General features: G+C 66.7%; 17 protein-coding genes. 8 read left to right on the forward strand and 9 right to left on the reverse strand.

Annotated elements, in window-relative coordinates:
• Positions 1-91 precede the first annotated feature (91 nt).
• Complete coding sequence (locus DIE11_RS10485) at positions 92-2,602, forward strand: DUF6600 domain-containing protein (RefSeq protein WP_124623364.1); 2,511 nt, start codon at positions 92-94, stop codon at positions 2,600-2,602.
• A 111-nt stretch (positions 2,603-2,713) separates the two neighbouring features.
• On the opposite strand, the gene DIE11_RS10490 is transcribed toward DIE11_RS10485, so the two are convergent.
• The gene (locus tag DIE11_RS10490) at positions 2,714-3,685 is read right to left on the reverse strand and encodes a thymidylate synthase (protein ID WP_124623366.1); all 972 of its coding nucleotides are present in this window, start codon (positions 3,683-3,685) and stop codon (positions 2,714-2,716) included.
• 42 nt (positions 3,686-3,727) lie between these two features.
• The gene (locus DIE11_RS10495) at positions 3,728-5,125 is read right to left on the reverse strand and encodes a sigma-54 dependent transcriptional regulator (RefSeq protein WP_059606981.1); all 1,398 of its coding nucleotides are present in this window, start codon (positions 5,123-5,125) and stop codon (positions 3,728-3,730) included.
• Between the two features lie 534 nt (positions 5,126-5,659).
• Here DIE11_RS10495 and DIE11_RS10500 point away from each other — a divergent pair.
• Positions 5,660-5,953, forward strand: a complete 294-nt coding sequence (locus DIE11_RS10500) for a hypothetical protein (protein WP_260437101.1) — start codon at positions 5,660-5,662, stop codon at positions 5,951-5,953.
• A 296-nt stretch (positions 5,954-6,249) separates the two neighbouring features.
• Positions 6,250-6,750, forward strand: a complete 501-nt coding sequence (locus DIE11_RS10505; RefSeq protein WP_124623369.1) for a dihydrofolate reductase — start codon at positions 6,250-6,252, stop codon at positions 6,748-6,750.
• Between the two features lie 83 nt (positions 6,751-6,833).
• On the opposite strand, the gene pmbA is transcribed toward DIE11_RS10505, so the two are convergent.
• Complete coding sequence (gene pmbA / locus DIE11_RS10510) at positions 6,834-8,204, reverse strand: metalloprotease PmbA (RefSeq protein WP_059523791.1); 1,371 nt, start codon at positions 8,202-8,204, stop codon at positions 6,834-6,836.
• A gap of 128 nt (positions 8,205-8,332) precedes the next feature.
• On the opposite strand from pmbA, the gene yjgA reads away from it, so the two are divergent.
• Both yjgA and mog read left to right on the forward strand, forming a co-directional pair.
• On the forward strand, positions 8,333-8,938 hold the full coding sequence (yjgA, locus tag DIE11_RS10515) for a ribosome biogenesis factor YjgA (RefSeq protein WP_272482657.1): 606 nt from the start codon (positions 8,333-8,335) through the stop codon (positions 8,936-8,938).
• Positions 8,919-9,539 (forward strand): molybdopterin adenylyltransferase, encoded by a 621-nt coding sequence (gene mog / locus DIE11_RS10520; RefSeq protein WP_124623372.1) that lies wholly within the window; start codon positions 8,919-8,921, stop codon positions 9,537-9,539. Before yjgA ends, mog begins: the two co-directional genes overlap by 20 nt.
• Before the next feature lie 16 nt (positions 9,540-9,555).
• On the opposite strand, the gene orn is transcribed toward mog, so the two are convergent.
• Positions 9,556-10,176: an oligoribonuclease gene (orn, locus tag DIE11_RS10525; RefSeq protein ID WP_059678659.1), complete on the reverse strand. Its 621-nt coding sequence runs from the start codon at positions 10,174-10,176 to the stop codon at positions 9,556-9,558.
• Between the two features lie 117 nt (positions 10,177-10,293).
• Between orn and DIE11_RS10530 the strand changes: the two genes are divergently transcribed.
• The 3 genes from DIE11_RS10530 to DIE11_RS10540 are packed head-to-tail and all read left to right on the forward strand — an operon-like array spanning position 10,294 to position 12,867.
• Positions 10,294-11,553: a M48 family metallopeptidase gene (locus DIE11_RS10530; RefSeq protein WP_059599377.1), complete on the forward strand. Its 1,260-nt coding sequence runs from the start codon at positions 10,294-10,296 to the stop codon at positions 11,551-11,553.
• Positions 11,550-12,491 carry a ribosome small subunit-dependent GTPase A gene (gene rsgA / locus DIE11_RS10535; protein WP_124623375.1) on the forward strand — a complete coding sequence of 314 codons (942 nt, stop codon included), beginning with the start codon at positions 11,550-11,552 and terminating at the stop codon, positions 12,489-12,491. Before DIE11_RS10530 ends, rsgA begins: the two co-directional genes overlap by 4 nt.
• A gap of 58 nt (positions 12,492-12,549) precedes the next feature.
• Positions 12,550-12,867: a putative signal transducing protein gene (locus DIE11_RS10540; protein WP_124623378.1), complete on the forward strand. Its 318-nt coding sequence runs from the start codon at positions 12,550-12,552 to the stop codon at positions 12,865-12,867.
• A 78-nt stretch (positions 12,868-12,945) separates the two neighbouring features.
• Here the strand turns inward: DIE11_RS10540 and DIE11_RS10545 are convergent, their stop codons facing one another.
• From DIE11_RS10545 to rimM, 5 genes are all read right to left on the reverse strand, one after another.
• On the reverse strand, positions 12,946-13,884 hold the full coding sequence (locus DIE11_RS10545) for a CobD/CbiB family protein (RefSeq protein WP_059599374.1): 939 nt from the start codon (positions 13,882-13,884) through the stop codon (positions 12,946-12,948).
• 121 nt (positions 13,885-14,005) lie between these two features.
• Positions 14,006-14,692, reverse strand: a complete 687-nt coding sequence (locus tag DIE11_RS10550; RefSeq protein WP_124623381.1) for a CoA pyrophosphatase — start codon at positions 14,690-14,692, stop codon at positions 14,006-14,008.
• A gap of 87 nt (positions 14,693-14,779) precedes the next feature.
• Positions 14,780-15,172, reverse strand: a complete 393-nt coding sequence (rplS, locus tag DIE11_RS10555; RefSeq protein ID WP_006753174.1) for a 50S ribosomal protein L19 — start codon at positions 15,170-15,172, stop codon at positions 14,780-14,782.
• A gap of 133 nt (positions 15,173-15,305) precedes the next feature.
• Entirely contained in the window at positions 15,306-16,100 is a 795-nt protein-coding gene (trmD, locus tag DIE11_RS10560) for a tRNA (guanosine(37)-N1)-methyltransferase TrmD (RefSeq protein WP_059599372.1), read from the reverse strand.
• Complete coding sequence (rimM, locus tag DIE11_RS10565; protein ID WP_124623384.1) at positions 16,100-16,777, reverse strand: ribosome maturation factor RimM; 678 nt, start codon at positions 16,775-16,777, stop codon at positions 16,100-16,102. Before rimM ends, trmD begins: the two co-directional genes overlap by 1 nt.
• Positions 16,778-16,817 lie beyond the last annotated feature (40 nt).

A 16,817-nucleotide genomic window follows, 5' to 3' on the forward strand; every position in this document is an offset into this window, starting at 1 on the left:
ACAAAACACTGAGCACTGAAACAGGCCGAGCGGATATTGTGAACTCGACGGCACGAATCGACGCGCCGCGATAACGACGAAGACGCTCATCATGGCCTCCCTGTTCACGCTCAAGCGAACCGCCCACTGCACGCTGCTCGCTGTCGCCACGCTGGCGACCCTGCCGTCCGCATTCGCGCAAGCGACACAGGCCGCGGCGTATGCGGCCGCCGCCCGACAACCGGGTGGCGATCCGCCGAGCCGCGTCGCCCGGCTCAACTACATGTCGGGTGCCGTGACGACGGAACCCGCCGGCACCGATACCTGGTCGTACGCCGCCGTGAACCGGCCGCTGACGACCGGCGACCAGCTGTGGAACGATGCCGGCGCGCGCTCGGAACTGCACATCGGCTCGACCGCGGTGCGTCTCGGCGAATCGACGAACCTGTCGGTCCTGAACCTCGACGACAACACGACGCAGCTGAAAGTCGGGCTCGGCACCGTGTCGACCCACGTACGCGATCTGCCGCCCGGCGGAACCTACGAAATCGATACGCCCAATCTCGCGCTCGGCATCACGGGCCCCGGCGACTATCGCGTCGATGTCGCGCCGAACGGTGCGACCACGACGGTCACCGTCCGCAGCGGCAGCGCGACCGTCTACGGCAGCAACGGGCAGTATCCGCTGTCGCCCGGGCAGCAGGTCGTGTTCACCGGCACCGACCTGCAGGTCGCACAGCAATCGGCCGCACCGGCCCCCGATGCGCTCGACCAGTGGGCCGCCAGCCGCGATGCGGCCGAGCAGCGCTCGGTGTCGGCCCGCTACGTATCGCGCGACGTTCCCGGCTATCAGGACCTCGACGCGAACGGTACGTGGCGCGAAACCCCGAATTACGGCGAGGTCTGGGTGCCGAACGACACGCCGGCCGACTGGGCGCCGTATCACGACGGTCACTGGATCTGGCAAGCGCCGTGGGGCTGGACGTGGGTCGACGATGCACCGTGGGGCTTCGCGCCCTATCACTACGGCCGCTGGGCCTATGTCGACGATAGCTGGGCATGGGTGCCCGGCCCGATGGTCGTCAGCCAGCCGCCCGTCTACGCGCCGGCGCTCGTCGCGTTCGTGGGTGGAGGCGGCGGTCCCGACTGGAGCGTCGCCCTGACGGTCGGCGGCGTCGCCGCGGCCGGCTGCGCGTGGTTCGCACTCGGCCCGGGCGAAGCCTGGCATCCCGGCTGGGGTGGCTGGAGCCCGCATTACTACGATCGCGTGAACCGGAACATCGTGGTCAACAACGTGACGGTCAACAAGACCGTGAACGTGACGAACATCACCAACATCACGAACATCAACAAGACGTACGTGAACTTCCGCGCGCCGCACGCGATCACGGCCGTGCCGGCGTCCGCGTTCGTGCACGGTCAGCCAGTCGCGCACTTCTCGCAGCGCGTCGATCCGCAGCAATGGCGCAACGCGCACGTGATGCCGGGCACCCCCGGCATTGCGCCGGTACGCCAGAGCTTTACCGGCGGACTGCGCACGGCCAGCTACCGCCCGCCGGCAGCGATCGGACAGCACACGTTCGTCGCGACGCGCAATCCGGCGGTACCGGCCGCATATCGCGACCAGGCCGCCGCGCATCTCGCCCGGCAAGGCGGGCGCGTGCCGGGCGCGGGCGCGCCCGTCGCGAAGACGAACGTGCCGGCCGACTATACGGCTCGCCCGGTCCGCGTTCCGGGCAACCCGAAGGCCGGTGCATGGGCGATGCGCAACGTTCAGCTCGTGAACCCGCACGGTCCTGTCGTGCAACCGGCGCACGCGCCGCGCGACGGGCAGCCAGCCCCGGCACAGGCACTGGCCGCACGGCCGGGTGCGCCGATGCCTGTCGTGCCGAATGGCGCGCGGCCGACGAACGGCGAAGGCCCCAATGCGCCGCGCTTCACGAACGGTGCCACGCCGCAGGCACCGGGCAATCCGGCTGCGCATCAGGCATTGGGCCCTGGAAATGGCGTCCCGCACCCGCCGATCTCCGTCAACACGCCGACCGGGCACGACAACACGCATGCTGCCGCGGCGCCCGCGCCCGCGTGGATGCAGCCGCATACGCCGATGGAGCGTCAGCGCCCGACGCCGCCGACGGCTCTCCACGCAGCGGGACAGAATGCACTGCCGCCCGTGCGCGGCGCGGCACCGGCCCAGCATCCGGAAGCCGCGCCCAGTACGCAACTCGGCGGGCGGCAGGAAACGCCGCGCGCGTTGCCGCAACCACGGCTCGATACGACCGCGCAGATTCCGCAGCCGCGTCCGCGTCCTGACTTCGCGGCACCGGCGCAGCATGCGCAGCCGCGGCCCGAGCGGGCCGCCCCGACACAGCAACCGCGCCCCGAATTCGCGCAACCGGCACCAAGGCACGAAGTCGCGCCGCCGCGCGTGAACGAGTACCGCCCGCCCGCGCCGGCCGTACACGAAATGCCGCGATCGCAGCCGCAAGCTCCGCGCATGGAGCCGCGGCCGTCGATGCCCGCGCCGCACATGGAACCACGGCCGCAACCGGCGCCGCACGTCGAGGCGCCGCACCCGAGCAACCCGCCGCCCGGCGGCCACGACGAGCGGCACCGCCAGTAACCGCGCCCGATGAAACGGAAAGGCCCGACCGGCGAATGCCAGTCGGGCCTTCTTCATTCCGTCTGGCGCGGATCGCGTAACCCGCACCGCCGCGCCGTCAACCGCCGGGGCTCAGACCGCCATCGGCGCGGTCAGCGGCTCATGATGCCGATAGCCGACGAGCGAGAAGTCGGACGGCTCGATCTGCTCGAGCCATTCGGGCGCATAAACACCCGTCTTCGCGTAGTTCGGCACGCGCTCGGCAATCTCGAGCCGCGGGCTGTCGTACGGTTCGCGCGTGAGCTGCTGCTGCAGCATGTCGAGCTGGTTCTCGTAGATATGCGCGTCACCGATGAAGTACGTGAACCAGCGCGGCGTATAACCCGTCAGCCGACCGACGAGCGACAGCAGCGCAGCCCCTTCCGTCAGGTTGAACGGCGTGCCGAGCCCGACGTCGTTGCTGCGGATGTACAGACACAGCGAAATCTCGCGCTTCGTGACGTTCGGCAGGAACTGGTACAGCAGATGGCACGCGGGCAGCGCGATCTGGTCGAGTACGGCCGGATTCCACGCGTGAAACAGAATGCGGCGATCGGCCGGGTTCTCCATGATCGTGTCGAGACACTGGCGCAACTGGTCGATCGCCTTGTACAGGAGCACCTTCGGCGCACCGTCCTCGTCGAAGCGCGTGACGATCCGGAAACCGCGGCGCGTCGCGTCGGCGACCTGCGCGTCGGCGCCCGCGTCGAGCACCTTGTAGCCGGGCCACTGGCGCCATTGCACGCCGTACACGTCGCCCAGGTCGTCGACGCCCTGGCGGTACGGGTTCGCGAGCCACTGCGCATTGTCGTTCGCGTTCGCGTCCCACACCTTGCAGCCGAGCGCGCGGAAATCGGCCGCGCTGCGCGACGCCCGCAGGAAGCCGACCAGTTCGCCGATCGCGGACTTGAACGCGAGCTTCTTGGTCGTCACGGCCGGGAAACCTTGCTGCAGGTCGAACCGCAGCATCGCACCGGGCATGCTGATGGTGCGGATGCCCGTACGGTTCTCCTGCCAGGTGCCGGTGTCGAGGATGGTGCGAACGAGGTCGAGGTACTGTTTCATGCGGGTTCCTTCGGCCGCGAGGGCGGCCGTCACCCGCCAATTTTAGCAAGCGTGACGCGGAACCTCCGGCAACGGCGCCGAAAACCCTCCCAGCGGGTCGCTGCGATCGCGCATGCCATGCGCGCACATCAGCCGGTACAGCGTGACACGCGACACGCCGAGTTCGCGCGCCGCATCGGCGAAACGGCCGCGGTGGCGCAGCAGCGCCTGCTCGATCGCCTGCCGTTCGGCCGCTTCCCGCGCCTCGGTCAGCGAGACGGGCGCCAGGATCGCGAATTCGTTGAGTTCGAGATCGGCCGCGGTAATCATCCGGCCCTCCGACATCACGATCGCGCGGCGCACGCGATTGATCAGCTCGCGCACGTTGCCGGGCCACGAATAGCCGTACAGCGCGGCGATCGCATCCGGCGAGAAGCCACGCAGGCGGCGATGCGCATCACCCTTGAAACGCTCGAGCATGTGGCGCGCCAGCAACTCGATATCCTTGCCGCGCGCGCGCAGCGGCGGCTCCTCGATCTTCAGCACGCACAGCCGATGGAACAGGTCCTCGCGGAACAGCCCGTCGCGCAGCGCCGCTTCCATGTTCACGTGCGTCGCGCAGATCACGCGCACGTCGACCGGCACCGACACATGCGCGCCGAGCCGCTCGATCTTGCCTTCCTGCAGGAATCGCAGCAGGCTCGCCTGGCTCTCGAGCGGCAGGTCGCCGATCTCGTCGAGAAACAGCGTGCCGCCGTTCGCGGCCTCGACACGGCCGATCTTGCGCTGGTTCGCGCCCGTAAAAGCGCCGCGCTCATAGCCGAACAGCTCGGCTTGCAGCAGCGTCGACGGAATCGCACCGCAATTGATCGCGACGAACGGCGCCTGCGCGCGCGCCGAGCGCTCGTGGATCGCAACGGCCGTCAGTTCCTTGCCGGTACCCGATTCGCCGGAGATGAACACCGGTGCATCGGTCGTGGCGACGCGCCGGATCGTCCTGAAGAGTCCGAGCATCGCATCGCAGGTGCCGACCATCTCGCCTTCGGCGCGCCCGGCGCCGACGGGCGCCGCCACCGGGTCGGTCAGTGCGACCATGCCGTGCGCATGGCCGATGGTCTCGACGATGCGCGACGCCTCGTACGGCATCGTCACGTAGTCGAAGCAATAGTCGCGAATGAGATGCCGCAGCGACGCGTCCTGCAACTGCCCACGCCGGGTCGCCGCGATCCAGCCGATGTGCTGGATGCTCAGACACGTTTCGAGTTCGCGCAGATCCGCGGGCCGAAAGCCCGGCGAGAAATCAAGCAGGCCGGCGGTTGCCACGCCGTGCTGCACGACACGCCGCACGTCGCGTGCGCTTTCCGCAAGATCGACGCGCCACCCGCATTCGTCGAAATGCCCGCGCAAAGCGTCGTTCGGCTCGCGCGAGAAATAGATCACATGCCGCTGCTCGGCTCCCATATGCCCACCCCGTTCATCAACCGTCTAACGATTGCAGCACACGCCAAGTCGCGTGCTAAAGGATCGAACCGGGTCAGCCGAAGCGGCTCGATTCGCCATGCCGATGCGCGGCGACGACCAGCCTCGCATGATGGCGCTTGTCTCGCGTCCAGTTATTTTTGGGTTACAACGGCTTAGTTATAGGCGCTGAATACGACAAACCGATTGCAGCGCAAATGGGCGAGCGGCCGAATCGCTCAATGGTCGACGTTTATCAATCATCTGCACATAAGCACACGCGCAGTGACGCGTACCTGCATCGACACACGCCCAGATTTTCATCCTTGAAGCGTATCGAATGAATCCGCAGTACTCCCAAGCCCCTTCGTTTCACGCCTGAAACATTTCCCGGCGTTTTCGATTGCGATTCACGATGCTCCCCCGCGAATCGCAGACGCGACAATGCTCTTCGCCCGATGGCATGTATTTCGCTGAATGTGCAACGGATCGGAGAAGGCAGCCATGCAAACACTTTTTTCGCGGTCTTGTGTGCAGATGACGATTGCATTTGCGCTCGCGTGCCCGTTCATGCCGGCCCGCGCGGAAGAAAGCGCGCGGCCCGAACGCGCGATGCTGCTTGCCGATAACGCGCCGCACACGCAACAGGACAACCACATCGGTATCGTGCCGGTCGCCGCACCCCAACCGCGTTCGTCGAGCAAGACATGGGTGACGCTGTGGGACGAGCTCGCCCCGCCTACTCCGCTGCCAGTACCGATTCCTGTTCCGCTTCCCGGCAACGCACAGCATGCGATGGAGGGAAATACCGGAAACCGCGTGCATCAATAATCTGCTCACGACGCCACATGCCGCTCAATTGATGAGGATTACAGACGAGCGAGATGAGTCAGGTCAGTCCACACAGCGTCGATATCTCGACGCGAACCGTTTTTTGTGTCCGTCCCCCGGCGGGCACTCTTTTTATTCAGGACATTACGGCGCAAAGGCCGCACCTCGTCGCCACCGTCGGCGAGGTGCGGCGGACCGGAATCTGCCAAGGCGCCCGCGCATCCGCATCGATGCGGTCGCGCGCCGCCATTCCGGTAGAATCGGCGCCATTCCGGTTCTCCTCTTCTCCGACCTTCATGACGACGTTGACCCTGATCGTCGCGCGCGCCCGCAACGGCATCATCGGCCGCGACAACCAGTTGCCCTGGAAACTTCCCGAGGACCTCGCGTTCTTCAAGCGCACGACGATGGGTGCGCCGATCGTGATGGGCCGCAAGACCCACGAGTCGATCGGCCGGCCGCTGCCGGGCCGCCGCAATATCGTCGTCACGCGCGACGCAGCGCGCCGCTTCGACGGCTGCGACACCGTCACGTCGCTCGCCGATGCGCTCGCGCTCGCCGCGCGCGACGGGGTAGCCGAAGCATTCCTGATCGGCGGCGCACAGCTCTATGCGGAAGGTCTGGAACTCGCCGACAAGCTGGTCGTCACCGAGATCGACGCGGACTTCGACGGCGATGCGTCGTTCCCGGCGCCCGATCCCGCGCACTGGCAAGAAGTGTTGCGCGATCCGCACCAGGCCGCCGCGCCGAACACGTTCGGCTATGCGTTCGTCGTCTACGCGCGCAAGCGCGACTGACACGCGGCACACGACAAAAAGCCCGACCGGCGCACTCACGCCGGTCGGGCTTTTTCGTTTCGTGGCGGCCGACGCCGCGCCGCTTACTGGCCGGCGATCGTCATCTGCTCGATCAGCACCGAGCCCGTTTCCTTCGTACCGCGCACGATCGAATCCGCGCCGATCGCGACGATATGCCGGAACATCTCCTGCAACGTGCTCGCGACGGTGATTTCCTCGACCGGATATTGGATCACGCCGTTCTCGACCCAGAAGCCGGCCGCGCCGCGAGAATAGTCGCCGGTCACGTAGTTCACGCCCTGCCCCATCAGCTCCGTCAACAGCAGGCCCGTGCCGAGCTTCTTCAGCATCGCGTCGAAATCGTCGCCCGGCTGCGTGTTCGAACTGCGCAGCGCGAGGTTGTGCGAACCGCCCGCGTTGCCGGTCGTCTGCGTGCCGAGCTTGCGCGCCGAATAGGTCGACAGGAAGTAGCCTTCGACGACACCGTCGCTGACGACGCTGCGCGCACGCGTGCGCACGCCTTCCTCGTCGAACGGCGCGCTGCCCATTGCACGCGGCACGTGCGGATCCTCGACGACCTGCACGTGCGGTGCGAACACCGGCTTGCCGAGGCTGTCGACGAGGAACGACGTCTTGCGGTACAGCGCGCCGCCGCTGACGGCCTGCACGAATGCGCCGAGCAGGCCGGCCGCGAGCGGCGCCTCGAACAGCACGGGCACCTTGCGGGTGTCGAGACGGCGCGCGCCCATCCGCGCCAGCGCACGCTCGGCCGCATAGCGCCCGACGGCTTCCGGCGCAGCGAGGTCGACCGCGCTGCGCTTCGACGAATACCAGTCGTCCCGCTGCATGTGGCGGCCGGTGCCCGCGATCGGCGCACACGCGATGTAGTGGCGCGAGTACGGGTAGCCGGCAAGGAAGCCGCGCGACGTCGCGAGCACGAACTGCGAATGCTGCGCCGACACGCTCGCGCCTTCCGAGTTGCGGATCTGCGGACTGACCGCGAACGCGGCGTCCTCCGCGCGACGGGCGAGCTCGACGGCCTCGTCGGCCGTCAGCGCCCACGGGTGGTAGAGATCGAGGTCGCGCGGGTCGGTTTCGAGCAACTCGGCCTCGGCGAGGCCGGCCGCGTCGTCCTCGGCCGTGAAGCGCGCGATGTTGTACGCGGCGGCGACGGTATCCTTGATCGCGGCCGGCGAGAAGTCCGACGTGCTCGCGTTGCCGCGCTTCTTGCCGATGAACACCGTCACGCCGACCATCTTGTCGCGGTTGTGTTCGATCGTCTCGACCTCGCCGCGGCGCACCGACACCGACAGGCCGTCGCCTTCGGAGATTTCGGTCGCGGCGTCCGTCGCGCCGAGCGCCTTCGCATGGCGAAGGATGTCCGAGGCAATTTCTTTGAGCTGGTCCTGCGTGTGCGGGAAATAGCGCGCTTGTACGTCGAGATTGGCTGCCATCGTCGTGATATCCGGTGGCGGGCGAGCCGCCCGCATGTTCAAAATGTTGCGTATCCCGCGATCATAGCAAGGTCCGGGGCCGCATACCGACAAGCTTGGGGTGTTCGCGCCGCGATACAATGCCGCCCATGACACGCAAAACCCGAATCCAGCCGATCGAGCATGCCGACGACGACGTCGGCAACGGCTACGATCGCCCCAGCAAATCCCAGTTGAAACGCGAGATGCACGCGCTGCAGGAGCTCGGCCAGGCCCTGGTCGACCTGCCGAAGGACGCGCTCAAGCGCATGCCGATGCCCGAGGACCTCGCCGACGCCGTGCGCGAGGCGCGCCGGATCACCGACCACGAAGGCAAGCGCCGCCAGCTCCAGTACGTTGGCCGCGTGATGCGCTCGCTGACCGAGGATGAAACGGCCGCGCTGCGCACCGCGCTGGACGCCCAGCGAGGCGTGAACAAGGCCGCGACCGCTCGCCTGCACTGGATCGAGCGCACGCGCGAACAGCTGCTCGCCAGCGACGACGCGCTGACCGAATTCCTCCGCCAGCACCCCGAAGCCGACATCCAGGAAGGCCGCACGCTGATCCGCAACGCGCGCAAGGAAGCACAGCAAGGCAAGCCGCCGCGCTATTTCCGCGAGCTGTTCCAGTGGATCAAGACCGCGAGCGGTACGCCCGACGGGGATGACGAAGCGGCCGACGACGCCGGAGACGACCATGACGACGACGAAGCGTAACCACCCGGACGAGCTCGTGGTCGGCCTCGTGTCGATCAGCGACCGCGCGAGCACGGGTATTTATGAGGACAAGGGCATTCCGGCGCTGCAGGAATGGCTCGCCGGCGCATTGCGCTCGCCGTGGCGCGCCGAAACCCGGCTGATCCAGGACGACGCGCCGACGATTTCCGCCACGCTGGCGGAACTCGTCGACGTGGCAGGCTGCGATCTGGTGCTGACGACCGGCGGCACCGGCCCGGCGCGGCGCGATGTAACGCCGGAAGCCACGCTGGCCGTTGCGACGAAGGAAATGCCGGGATTCGGTGAACAGATGCGGCAGATCAGCCTGAATTTCGTGCCGACCGCGATCCTGTCGCGACAGGTCGCGGTGATCCGCGAGACGGCCGACCACGCGGCCCTGATCATCAACCTGCCCGGCCAGCCGAAGTCGATCCGGGAAACGCTCGAAGGGCTGCGCGACGCCGACGGCAAGTCGACCGTGCCCGGTATCTTCGCGGCCGTGCCCTACTGCATCGATCTGATCGGCGGCCCGTACATCGAGACCGACGCCGCAGTGGTCGCGGCGTTCCGGCCGAAGAGCGCTCAACGCGCGCCGCGCTGAGCGCGTGCCGGCCCGCTCAGGCGGCCGGTGCGGACTCGCCTGCCGGCGCCGACGCGGCCGGAATCAGGAAATGCTCGCGGTAGTACTTCAGTTCGTCGATCGACTCGTGGATGTCCGCGAGTGCCGTGTGCATCGCGCGCTTCTGGAAGCCCTTGTAGATCGCGGGCTGCCAGCGGCGGCACAGCTCTTTCAGCGTGCTGACGTCGAGATTGCGGTAGTGGAAGAATTTCTCGAATTCCGGCATCCAGCGCGCCATGAAACGGCGATCCTGGCAGATCGAATTGCCGCACATCGGCGACTTGCCGGGCGATACGTACTGCGCGAGGAACGCCTGCAGCTGCGCGGCGGCGTCCGCCTCGGTCACGGTCGAGGCGCGCACGCGGTCGATCAGGCCCGAGCGGCCGTGCGTCGACTTGTTCCAGTCGTCCATCTTCGCGAGCGTTTCGTCGCTCTGGTGGATCGCGAACACGGGCCCTTCCACGGCGATGTCGAGCGTGGAATTGGTCACGACGACCGCGATTTCGATGATGCGGTCGTTATCCGGGTCGAGGCCCGTCATCTCCATGTCGAGCCAGACGAGGTTCAACTCGTTGCGCACGAGCGCGGGCTGGCTGGCGGAAGCGGCGGTATCGGTCATGAGTCATCCTGGAAAATGGCGGACGGCGCGCGGCGCCGCCCGGGCGGCCGGCATCGCGTGAGCGGGCCCGGTCCGCAAGAACATATAATTCTCGCATAGAACCCTTTGGCGCCTTCGATGTCACCCTTTTCGTTCACCCTGCTGTTCGCGCTCGCCGTGCTCGCGATGGTCGTTACCAAGCTGTGGCTCGCATCACGGCAGATCCGCTTCGTCGCCGCACACCGTAACGGCGTGCCCGCGCAGTTCAGCGCCACTATTCCGCTGACCGCCCACCAGCGCGCGGCCGACTACACGGTCGAGCGCACCCGGCTGGCAATGTTTGAAATCGTCGTCAGCGCGGCCGTGCTGGTCGGCCTCACGCTGCTCGGCGGCGTCGGTGCCCTCGACACGCTGCTGACGGGCTGGTTCGGCCGCGGCTACGGGCAGCAGGTCGCGCTCGTCGCCGCCGTGCTCGCAACCATGAGCGTGATCGACGTGCCGTTCGAGTATTACCGCCAGTTCGGGATCGAACAGCGGTTCGGCTTCAACCGCATGACCAAGCGCCTGTTCTTCACTGACATGCTGAAGAACACGCTGCTCGGCGCCGTGCTCGGCCTGCCGCTGCTGTTCGTCGTGCTGTGGCTGATGAACCAGGCCGGCAGCCTGTGGTGGCTGTGGACCTGGATCGTCTGGGTTGCATTCCAGATGCTCGTGCTGCTGATCTACCCGACCTTCATCGCGCCGATCTTCAACAAGTTCGAACCGCTGAAGGACGAAGCGCTGCGCACGCGCATCGAGTCGCTGATGAAACGGTGCGGCTTCGCGGCGAAGGGCCTGTTCGTGATGGACGGCAGCCGCCGTTCCGCGCACGGCAACGCCTATTTCACGGGCTTCGGCGCATCGAAGCGGATCGTGTTCTTCGACACGCTGCTCGCGCGGCTGTCCGGCCAGGAGATCGAGGCCGTGCTCGCGCACGAACTCGGCCACTTCAAGCGCCGCCACGTAATGAAGCGGATGCTCGTGTCGTTCGTGCTGAGCCTCGTGCTGCTCGCGCTGCTCGGCTGGCTCGCGCAGCGCACGTGGTTCTACACGGGGCTTGGCGTCACGCCTTCGCTCGACACGAGCAACGCGGGCGCCGCGCTCGTGCTGTTCTTCCTCGCGATCCCCGTGTTCCTGTTCTTCGCGACGCCGTTCAGCAGCCTCACGTCGCGCAAGCATGAATTCGAGGCCGACGCGTTCGCGGCCAGCCAGACCGACGCGCAGGATCTCATCAGCGCGCTCGTGAAGCTTTACGAGGACAACGCGTCGACCCTCACGCCTGACCCGGTCTACACGGCCTTCTACTACTCGCATCCGCCGGCGTCGCAGCGGATCGACCGCCTGATGCAGCACGCATGAGCCGGCCGACCTCCCGCAAGCCGGCTGCGCGCGCATCAGGCGCGTCGCGTGTCGAAGGCCGCGTGATCGCGGCGCACGGCCGCCACTACATCGTCGCGCCCGACGACGGCGGCCCGATGCTGCAGTGCTTCCCCCGCGGCAAGAAAAGCGAGATCGCGGTCGGCGACCGCGTCGTGTACGAACAGGCGTCGGCGGACCAGGGCGTGATCGTCGAGATCGGCGAGCGGCGCAACCTGCTGTACCGTTCCGACCAGTTCAAGTCGAAGCTGTTCGCGGCCAACCTCGACCAGCTGCTGATCGTGCTCGCAACCGAGCCCTATTTCAGCGAGGACCTCCTCGGCCGCGCGCTGATCGCGGCCGAAGCGAACGAATTGAAGCCGCTCGTCGTGCTGAACAAGATCGACGTCGAGGCCGCGCTGCCGGTCGCCCGCGAGCGCCTCGCGCCCTACCGCGTGCTCGGCTACGACGTGCTCGAACTGTCGGTGAAGGGCTCGCCCGACGATGCGCGCGCGCAACTGATGCCGCATCTGGCCGGGCATTCGACGATCCTGCTCGGCCAGTCCGGGATGGGCAAGTCGACGCTCGTGAACCTGCTCGTGCCCGATGCCGAAGCCGCGACCCGCGAAATCTCGGCCGCGCTCAACAGCGGCCGCCATACGACGACGTTCACGCGCCTCTACCCGCTCGAAGGCGGCGGCGCACTGATCGATTCGCCGGGCTTCCAGGAATTCGGCCTCTACCACCTGACGGAAGGCCGCCTCGAGCGCGCGTTCCCGGAATTCCGCCCGCTGCTCGCGGACTGCCGTTTCTATAATTGTCATCATCTGCACGAGCCGGGCTGCGCGATTCTCGAAGCCGTCTCCGACGGCCGCATTTCACCGTCGCGGCATGCGCTTTACGCACAGCTCGTGCACGAGGCAAGCCAGATCGTCCGCTGACCGCACGGCGGACAGAAGGCGGCCGGGGCCGGCCCGGCCTTCACCGACAGGAGCCGCGATGCGTTTCAAGGCCCCCGATCTCGCCACCGCGCAGCACTGGGCGAATGTGCTGCAGGTGGCCGGCATCGGCTGCGAACTGCACAACTGCTACGCGACCGGCGCGCTCGGCGGCTTGCCCGCCGACGCTTGCGCCCCCGAGCTGTGGCTCGACGACGAGCGCGACGATGCACTCGCCCGGCGGCTCCTCGATGCGGCGTCGCACGGCCCGTCGGCCGGCGCGGTTTCGTGGCGCTGCCGCCAATGCGGCGAGGCGCTGGAGGCCCAGTTCACCGCCTGCTGGCAATGCGGCGCCGTACGCGATCCGCTCGACGACTGAGCGGACTAACCGGACGCACAGCAAAAAGGCCGGCATGAAGCCGGCCTTTTCGTTTCATCGCGCATGTTCGCTGCCGCGTCACGACACCCAGACGGCCAGCGTCAGCATCAACAGCAGGATCATCCACAGGATCACGGCGCGCCAAACCAGGCCGACCGCGGACTGCAGCGTGCGCGGCGTGCAATCATCACCGACCGTCAACGGGCCGCTGTCACCGACCGCCAACGCGTCGAGACTCGACGGTTCCGCGAGCGGCCCCGCGAGGCGCGCGCCGAGCGCGCCGCTGCCGGCCGCGAGCAGCACGCCGTCGTTCGGGTCGGGCCACTGGCGCGTGTGATTGCGCCACGCGTAGATCGCATCCTCGAAGTTGCCGACGATCGCGAAGCCGAGCGCGGTCAGTCGCGACGGAATCCAGTCGATCACGAAGAACGCGCGCTGCGCGAACGTCGAGAACGCGGCCGTGCGATCGTCGCCCGGCGTCGACCAGCTGCGCGCGAGATATTCGGAGATGCGGTACAGCACGGCTCCGGCCGGACCGATCGGCAGCACGTACCAGAAGAACACGCCGAACACGTGGCGATGCGACGCAACGACCGCATGAATCAGCGTATGGCGGACGATTTCACCGACCGGCATGTCGACCGTATCGAGGCCCGTCCACTCGTGCAGGATTTCACGCGCCCGCGGCACGTCGTCGTTGTTGAGCGCGAGATGGATATCGGTGAAGTAGTGGCTGAACTGGCGGAAGCCGAGCGTGAAATACACGACGACGACGTTCCAGATGAACGCGAGCACGAAGCTCACCTTGAACAGCAGGAAGTAGATCAGCGCGACGACCAGAACCCACGGCAGCACGACTGCGATCCATGCGAGCAGGCCATGCTTTTGCTTGCCGGCGTCGAGGCCATGGGCGACGGTTTCCGCATGAAACTGGAACAGCGCGAACACCGGATTGCTCGGTGACAACGCGCGGACCTGTTCGATGATGAGGGCGAGAAGAACCGAAAAGAAAGTCATGCGTGGTGCCGTCTTCGGAGTTATGTCATTTTTTGCATAACGATAGCACAGCGTAAGGGGCGCATGGCTGCCGACGCGACGGGGCCGGCAGCCGGCCGCGTGCGCAGGTTCGGGTGGGATGCTATCCGGCTGCCAAGAAGCGGTACAGATTGCGCAACATGCCGGCAGTTGCGCCCCAGATGAAGTAATACCCGGCCGATTCGCCGTTCGGATACGGCATCGCAAAAAAACGACGCTCGCCGCCTTCCCAGCGGAACACGCGCACCTGGTGGTTCGACGGACTCATCAGGAACGCGAGCGGCACCTCGAAAATCTCGGCAACTTCGAACGTATCGGCCTGCACGGTGAACGGGGGATGCACGAGACCCACGACGGGCGTCACGCAGAAGCCGGTCCCCGTCAGGTAGTCGGGCAGCGCACCGAGAATCTCCACCGGTTCGGCGGCCAGTCCGATTTCTTCCTTCGCCTCGCGCAACGCGGTCGCCGTCGCATCGCGATCGAACGGCTCGCGGCGACCACCGGGAAAGCTGATTTGCCCGGCATGGTCGTTCAGGTGATCGGCGCGCTGGGTCAGCAGCACGGTGAGACCGCTCTCGCGAACGACGAGCGGGATAAGAACGGCAGCGCTGCGCGGATCGACGCCCTCCTGCAGCCGTACCTCTCCGGGCTCGACGCTCCATTCGAGCGTGCGCGCGAAACGCTCGCGCAGCCCGGGCGGCGTCATCAAGCGGGATTCGATGGACGGCAGGCCGGCGCCGGTGCCTTCGACCGGCAGCACTTCGGGATCAATGATGGGGCGGCGATTCAATCGGGGTCTCGAGTTCGTGACGTGTCGAGCATATTGTCGCGCCAGAATGAAAAAAGCACCCGGGTGGGTGCTTTTTCCTTACAGCTCTTACTCTTGGGAAGCTGCTGCGGCGCGATCCTTCGACACCAGCTTTTCCTTGATTCGAGCCGACTTGCCCGAACGCTCGCGCAGGTAGTACAGCTTCGCACGACGCACATCACCGCGACGCTTCACGACGATGCTCGCCAGCAGCGGCGAGTAGGTCTGGAACGTACGCTCGACGCCTTCGCCCGACGAGATCTTGCGGACGATGAAGTTCGAGTTCAGACCACGGTTGCGAATCGCGATCACGACGCCTTCGTACGCCTGAACGCGCTTGCGGTTACCTTCAACCACGTTCACGTTCACGATCACCGTGTCGCCCGGGGCGAATTCGGGGATCGTCTTGCCGGCGAGCGCGCGCTCGATCTCTTCCTGCTCAAGTTTTGCAATCAGATTCATCACTGACTCCTAAAGCCATCTTGTCGGCGTTTGCACCCGCCTGCTTCCAGGCTTGGCCCCGATAGAGGATGGATTCACATCAGGCGCCGCGCACGCATGCACGGCACCGCCATTTCCCGCCCGCGACGCCGCCTCAGGAGGCGTTCTTCGCTTCGCGTGCGAGGTTCGCAAGCCAGGCCTCGTCGGCACGGCTCAACAACTTCTCGCGGCGCGCCCGGACGATCAGGTCCGGCCGCTTCCGCAACGTATTTCTCAATGCTTCCTGGCGCCGCCACCGCTCGATCTCGGCATGATGGCCACCGAGCAGCACGTCCGGCACGCGCATCCCCTCGTACTCCTCGGGGCGCGTGTAATGCGGACAATCAAGCAGCCCGTCGACGAAGCTGTCCTGCACGGCCGACTGCGCATCGTTCAGCACGCCGGGCAGCAGGCGCACAACGGCATCCATCATCGCCATCGCCGGCAGTTCGCCGCCGGACAGAACGAAATCGCCGAGGCTGATTTCCTCGTCAACGCAACGGTCGAGCAGACGCTGATCGATCGCCTCGTAGCGGCCACACAGCACGATGACACCCGGCTCCTGTGCCATTCGCACCGCACGTTCGTGCGTGAACGGCGCACCTTGCGGCGACATCATCACCACACGCGTGCTCGCGACGCCCTGCTCCGCCTGCGCTGCCTTCGCAGCACCGATCGCAGCCTCTAGCGGCCTGGCAAGCATCACCATGCCCGGACCGCCGCCGTACGGACGATCGTCGACCGTGCGGTAGTTGTCCGTCGTGAAATCACGCGGATTCCAGGTGCGCAGCCCGAAGCGCCCCTGCTTCACGGCACGGCTGGTGATACCCCAGTCGGTCAGCGCGCGGAACATTTCGGGAAAGAGCGTGACGACGTCAAACTGCACCGCGCTCTCCGTAACCTGGTTCATTAGTAATCGGCTTCCCAGTCGACGACGATGCGACGTGCCGCCTGATCCACCGTTTTGACGTAGACGCCGACGAACGGAATCAGCCGTTCGCCGGTGGTCGGCCGACCATCCTTGCCGGCTGCCGGATACTCGACGCGCATGATCGAATGCACGCCGTTGTCGATCATCCCGCTCACCGTCCCGAGCGCCACCGATTGCTCGTTGACGACCTCGAGGCCGATCAGGTCGACCCAATAGAATTCGTCCGCGGCCAATACCGGGAAATCTTCCCGGCGCACGAACACGCGAAAGCCGCGCAAAGCCAGTGCGGCATCGCGGTCGCTGACACCCGCGGTATGCGCGACGACAGTGTCGCCGTGCGTCTTCGACTGCAGGATGCGAGCGGACAACCGCTCCCCACCCCGTTCCAGCCACCAGCAGCGCGCGTTGAGCAACGCATCGCCGCCACGACCGGCGTCGGCATGCGTCGCCACCTTGACCCAGCCTTTCAGGCCGTAGGCGTCGACTACCGCCCCGACCTCGACAGCATCGTCGGGCCAGGCTTGCACCGCCTCGAGACTGCGCGACTCGGCAGCCTCACCGGCGCTCGCGACAGTGTCGCGCTCGACCGGCTTGCGGACGAATGCGCCAAACGACGCTCGCCCGCGCTTTGCGTTACCGGAATCGTGACCGGACATCAATGCTCCTTGCAGCCGGCACGACCGGCACACCGCGCCA

This window comes from Burkholderia sp. Bp9012 (assembly GCF_003853825.1).
Taxonomy (GTDB): domain Bacteria; phylum Pseudomonadota; class Gammaproteobacteria; order Burkholderiales; family Burkholderiaceae; genus Burkholderia; species Burkholderia diffusa.

Bases quoted from the DNA above. Each gene is read 5' to 3' on its own strand.
- DIE11_RS10485 (WP_124623364.1), top strand. From the start codon at position 92: ATGGCCTCCCTGTTCACGCTCAAGCGAACCGCCCACTGCACGCTGCTC.
- DIE11_RS10490 (WP_124623366.1), bottom strand. From the start codon at position 3,685: ATGAAACAGTACCTCGACCTCGTTCGCACCATCCTCGACACCGGCACC.
- DIE11_RS10495 (WP_059606981.1), bottom strand. From the start codon at position 5,125: ATGGGAGCCGAGCAGCGGCATGTGATCTATTTCTCGCGCGAGCCGAAC.
- DIE11_RS10500 (WP_260437101.1), top strand. From the start codon at position 5,660: ATGACGATTGCATTTGCGCTCGCGTGCCCGTTCATGCCGGCCCGCGCG.
- DIE11_RS10505 (WP_124623369.1), top strand. From the start codon at position 6,250: ATGACGACGTTGACCCTGATCGTCGCGCGCGCCCGCAACGGCATCATC.
- pmbA (WP_059523791.1), bottom strand. From the start codon at position 8,204: ATGGCAGCCAATCTCGACGTACAAGCGCGCTATTTCCCGCACACGCAG.
- yjgA (WP_272482657.1), top strand. From the start codon at position 8,333: ATGACACGCAAAACCCGAATCCAGCCGATCGAGCATGCCGACGACGAC.
- mog (WP_124623372.1), top strand. From the start codon at position 8,919: ATGACGACGACGAAGCGTAACCACCCGGACGAGCTCGTGGTCGGCCTC.
- orn (WP_059678659.1), bottom strand. From the start codon at position 10,176: ATGACCGATACCGCCGCTTCCGCCAGCCAGCCCGCGCTCGTGCGCAAC.
- DIE11_RS10530 (WP_059599377.1), top strand. From the start codon at position 10,294: ATGTCACCCTTTTCGTTCACCCTGCTGTTCGCGCTCGCCGTGCTCGCG.
- rsgA (WP_124623375.1), top strand. From the start codon at position 11,550: ATGAGCCGGCCGACCTCCCGCAAGCCGGCTGCGCGCGCATCAGGCGCG.
- DIE11_RS10540 (WP_124623378.1), top strand. From the start codon at position 12,550: ATGCGTTTCAAGGCCCCCGATCTCGCCACCGCGCAGCACTGGGCGAAT.
- DIE11_RS10545 (WP_059599374.1), bottom strand. From the start codon at position 13,884: ATGACTTTCTTTTCGGTTCTTCTCGCCCTCATCATCGAACAGGTCCGC.
- rplS (WP_006753174.1), bottom strand. From the start codon at position 15,172: ATGAATCTGATTGCAAAACTTGAGCAGGAAGAGATCGAGCGCGCGCTC.
- trmD (WP_059599372.1), bottom strand. From the start codon at position 16,100: ATGAACCAGGTTACGGAGAGCGCGGTGCAGTTTGACGTCGTCACGCTC.
- rimM (WP_124623384.1), bottom strand. From the start codon at position 16,777: ATGTCCGGTCACGATTCCGGTAACGCAAAGCGCGGGCGAGCGTCGTTT.